Here is a 3,401-nt window from a genome sequence, read left to right on the forward strand (position 1 = left end):
GCTTGCCGGGTGTAAAGCGTGCAAAGCAGACTTACAAAAGGCAGGTTGCTGAAGAAAACCTTGCAGAAAAAGGAAATCTAAACCCTTCTGAAAGTCAGATACAGCGTGAAGCAAAAAATGTTACTGACGAAGATGTACAAAGATATATTGATGCAAAGACCTATGTCAAGCAATATGAAGACAGCAAGCATAAATTAAGATATGATGCTTCTGTCGCTGATCTGATGAAAACACCCGGCGCAAAAAGTTATGAGCTTTTAATGGCTATCTTACAGGAAGGAGAAAAACGAAATAATGCCGAAGCACAGAAAGAAGCTACAAATGCAGCCGCAGTTGAAGACGGCTATAAAAGAAATAAAGCTAACATTGCAGATTAAAGGTGAAAAGAAAGAAGTGCCCTGTTATGTATACGAGTATACACAGCGCTGTCAGGAGCTGCCACAGTTTCCGCTGGGCGGCAATACGGTTACGATCAAAAAGAATGTCGACGGCCAGCGTGTAGAGTTTGAATATTTGCCCATTTACAGCGGTTTTGACATAGAGACAACAAATGTTATTACTGACGACTCAAAGGCCGCATACATGTATCACTGGCAGCTCGTTATTGCATCTGATGAGATAGGCTATATTTATTTAGGCAGGCGCTGGGAACTATTTTTTGATCTGTACAACAGGCTTGTTGAATTTTACAGACTGGGCGCAGTCAGAAAGCTTTTGTGCTGGGTTGCAAATCTTGGCTTTGAATTTCAGTTCTTACGCAAGCGCCTGTTATGGGATGAAGAAAACTTCTTTGCACGTGAAGAACGTCATCCGCTGGCAGCGCCGACAAAAGACGGCTTCGACTTCAGAGAAGCTTTGAGCATATCAGGCGGCAGCCTTGCACAGCTTGCAAAGGACTTTACAACAACACAAAAATTAAAGGGTGACCTTGATTATAAAGTGTTAAGATCAAGTAAAAGCAAGCTTTCAGAGCAGGAAAAGGACTATTGTATTAACGATGTCGCTATACTGGCCGAATGGTCAAGCTTTATCTTTAGCAAGTATATTTACCCCGACAAAAAAATACCGCTGACAAAGACCGGCTTGCTTCGATCTGAAGTCAGAAACGAGCTTAAAAATATTTTAGGCTATCAGGGCACAAAAGACTATAAACAGTTGGTGCAAAATGCTTTTCCTGATTGCGAAACATATCAATACTGGTTTAGATGGTTATTCAGGGGCGGCTATGTACACGCCAATATAACCAACACCGGCTATGTGATAGAAAATGCAATCGGTGAAGACGAGACGAGCGCATATCCGGCTTGGATGAATTTTGGCTATTATCCCGGCACGCCGTTTATTGCACGTTATGACCTTGAGAACTTCAACCAGTACCTGAAAGAAAAGTGCTGCATTATCACTGTAAAGTTTACAAACATACAGCGTAAAACTTCAATTTCATATGAAAGCAAGCATAAATGTTTAGAGCTGGTTGATGCTTTGATCGATAACGGCAGAGTCGCCGCAGCTGGTGAAATGAAAGTGGTCTTGACTGAGCTTGACTGGCAGATTTATTCGAAGCTTTACCGGTGGGAGTCAGCCGATATAATATGTCTGTGGACTTCCGAAAAGATCAGATTGCCAAAGTTTATACTTAATGTATTGAACAGACACTATCTGAACAAAGCCAAAATGAAAAAAGCCGGGCTTTCCGGTACGCCTGAATATGCAATCGAAAAGTCGGGCGTGAATGCTGCATATGGCCTGATGGTAACAAGAATGGAGCTTGATTCTGTTAAGTATTCAAACAACCTTGAAAACTGGCAGATTGAAGAAAACAACCTTGATTTTGAAGCAGAAAAAGCAAAGCAGATACTTTTGCCACAGTGGGGCATATGGGTTACAGCGCACGCACGCTGGGCACTTTTTCAGCCGGGTTTCAAGATCATTGACGAACTGGGCGCAGACTACATTATATATAATGACACAGACAGTTACAAATGCAGGAAGCATCCGAGAGTATTAGAAATATTTGAAGAGTATAACAAGTGGATTGCCAAAAAAATACAATCGGCAGGACTGACAGACCCAGCGTTTGATGACCTTGGCATGTTTGATCTTGAAAGCCCTAATATAACACGTATAAAGACTTTAGGGGCAAAGCGTTATCTGACCGAAGAAGACGGCAAGATCAAAGCGACTGTTGCAGGGATGCCGAAAAGTGCAATACTCAATTTTGACAAAGACCCTTTTGCCGCTTTTGATATACTGGGCATGGAATTAAAGGCTGATGTATCAGAAAAAAACACAATACATTATGAAGACAATGCATCAGAATGGATTGCACCTGATGGAGTAAAAATGACTGAAAGGTCAAGCGCTGCAATATTTGAAATTGCATTCACAATGAAGCTTGACAGATTTTACAGGGCATTTATTGAAAGCGGCCTTGATGAAAGGAGCGTGCTTGGAAATTGAAAGTTGAAGCTGAAGAGATAAAATATCTCAATGGAAATGTACAAGACGGCATCATAGTAAACTGGCAAAAAGTTTTTTCCTATTATAAAGCGCTTAAAATGCCAAAAGGCATATATAACCCGGCAAAGGAACTTGACCCAAACTCGGCGGAATGGTTTATCCTGATATCGTCCCGAAGTACCGGCAAGACAACAAACCTTTTGATCATTTCAATCATACTGTTTCTGATGTACGGTATTACTACACCTTATATAAGACAAAGACCGGACATGACAGCCCGGCAGAATATCGAAAAGCTTTTTGAAGTTATCCGGGCATGTGGTTATATAAAAGACCTGACCGACGGCCAGTACAACAATGTGTATTACTTCGGACATAAAATGTACTTATGTCACATTGACGAAAAGGGTGAAAGAGATGGCAGATCAGAAGCGTTTTTGTATGCGCTTGACCTGACACAGAACGAAGTTTATAAAAGCTCGTTAAACATGCCGACAGGTGATTTTATAATATTTGACGAGTTTATAAGCAGTACATATGCAAACAATGAGTTTGTTATATTGTGCGACTTGCTGAAGACAATACTCAGAGACAGACTGACCGGCAAGATATTTTTACTGGCTAATACAACAAACTATTATAATGAATATTTAAGAGAGTTATATATTCAGGATGAAGTTTTAAAAGTCGGTGAAGACGAGCCCTTCATAAAGCTTACGCAGAAAAAGACACGTATTTTTGTACATATAATATCTAATAGAAACAAGCAGAGAGCCAAAGTAAATACATTATACTTCGGTTTTGACAATCCGAAGCTTGCCAGTATCACCGGCGGCAGCTGGGCTGTTGACAGTTACCCGCACTTTTTCAGGGATGATGAAAGGGAACTTGTAGCAAAAGATTTTTATATCACTTATGCAGGCAAGATTTTACAATTGGAC

At 40.7% G+C, this 3,401-nt stretch carries 3 protein-coding genes; all 3 read left to right on the forward strand.

Annotated features, from left to right (window positions below):
* A partial coding sequence (locus tag ACKI5B_RS04445; protein WP_407426233.1) for a hypothetical protein occupies positions 1–377 on the forward strand: 377 nt, incomplete at its 5' end.
* On the forward strand, positions 322–2,460 hold the full coding sequence (locus ACKI5B_RS04450; protein ID WP_407426235.1) for a hypothetical protein: 2,139 nt from the start codon (positions 322–324) through the stop codon (positions 2,458–2,460). The genes ACKI5B_RS04445 and ACKI5B_RS04450, both read left to right, overlap by 56 nt.
* Positions 2,457–3,401 (forward strand): hypothetical protein (locus ACKI5B_RS04455; RefSeq protein ID WP_407426237.1); only part of this gene is annotated, 945 nt, incomplete at its 3' end. The genes ACKI5B_RS04450 and ACKI5B_RS04455, both read left to right, overlap by 4 nt.

The sequence above is a fragment of the Treponema sp. genome (assembly GCF_045657965.1).
Classification (GTDB): Bacteria; Spirochaetota; Spirochaetia; order Treponematales; family Treponemataceae; genus Treponema_D.